The organism is Flavobacterium fluviatile, from assembly GCF_010645065.1.
GTDB lineage: Bacteria > Bacteroidota > Bacteroidia > Flavobacteriales > Flavobacteriaceae > Flavobacterium > Flavobacterium fluviatile.
This window is the reverse complement of the sequence record NZ_JAADZW010000078.1, coordinates 1-1,103: the sequence shown is the minus strand read 5'-3', so window position 1 is coordinate 1,103 and position 1,103 is coordinate 1. Positions and strand designations below refer to the sequence as shown.

At 30.9% G+C, this 1,103-nt stretch carries 1 protein-coding gene; it reads right to left on the bottom strand.

All coding sequences use genetic code 11. From position 1 onward, the window contains the following. Positions 1-207: 207 nt before the first annotated feature. The gene (locus GXM17_RS21335) at positions 208-975 is read right to left on the bottom strand and encodes a DUF1444 family protein (protein ID WP_163401534.1); all 768 of its coding nucleotides are present in this window, start codon (positions 973-975) and stop codon (positions 208-210) included. Positions 976-1,103: the final 128 nt, after the last annotated feature.

Here is a 1,103-nt window from a genome sequence, read left to right as displayed (position 1 = left end):
CGGTTTTTCGATTTCGGCTGTCAATTAGTTTTCGGTTTTCCGCTTTCCAATTTGGGAGCAATCACGCACAACGTTCTGGCGCTACACGAGGTTTGGGATTAAAGATGCGAGGTTTTTCGGTTAAACACAAATTTTCCAAGTACAAAACCATCTTTAAATTCAGCCAAATGCCCAAATCTCGTGTAACGGCTGTTGGCGGTAGTATTTTTATATAGTTTCAAATTTCTCGTTTCTGTATTCAAACAATTTTGTAGAAACTAAATGGTCTCCGGTTTCGTTTATTTCGCTTATAGTTTTATTAAGTTTTGCTATATGTTCGGTATCGTTTGTTCCTGTTATAAATATTAAATCGCGAGCTGGAATTCCAACAACAATTTCTCCTTTCACATCAAAGTTTTCTTTGTACCAAATGTCAAGCAATATTAAACTAGACTCATAATTCCCATCTGCTAATAAAACATAGTAACCATTTTCTCCGTGCTTTTCAATTTCGATTGATTCAGACAAGTTTTTTATGGCAATTGTCTTTAACTCCTTTTGTTTAATATTTAATTTTTTAAAATCTTCTTGAGTTAAATAATTTATGTTTGTTTCAGTATCTTCAACATAAAAAATGAATAGTTCTTCATTATATTTTTCATAAATATGATTTTTTTCAAAATCTGGATTTATTTCTATTATACTTTGAATGAATCGCTTGTCTTTAATCACAGGTAAAATATAATTAAGACTGAACGTTTCATTTGATCTGTATAAGCTGTCAGAAGTTTTTAAATATTTTTTAAAAATTTCTTCAATATCGTCAGGTTCTCTTAAATATTCAGCATAACAATTATAAAGTAAATGTCTGTATTCATTTGAATTTTCAAATTCCGTTTGGATTTCAAGACCATCTATTGAATATATTTTTAATCCTTCAACTTCTTGAATTAAACGTTTTGCAAATTTTTTAGAAAATTCAGTTTCGTTAAGCATCTTTCTTTAAATTATATGTTCTCGTTTCCGTTCAGCCCAAATATTACCGCCAACGTTCTCGCGCCTTGCGCCGTTTGCGACTTACGAAGACGAGTATTTTCGGCTAAACGAAAATACGATAAAAAACG

Coding starts and splice junctions, on each gene's coding strand:
- GXM17_RS21335 (WP_163401534.1), bottom strand. CDS start 975: ATGCTTAACGAAACTGAATTTTCTAAAAAATTTGCAAAACGTTTAATT.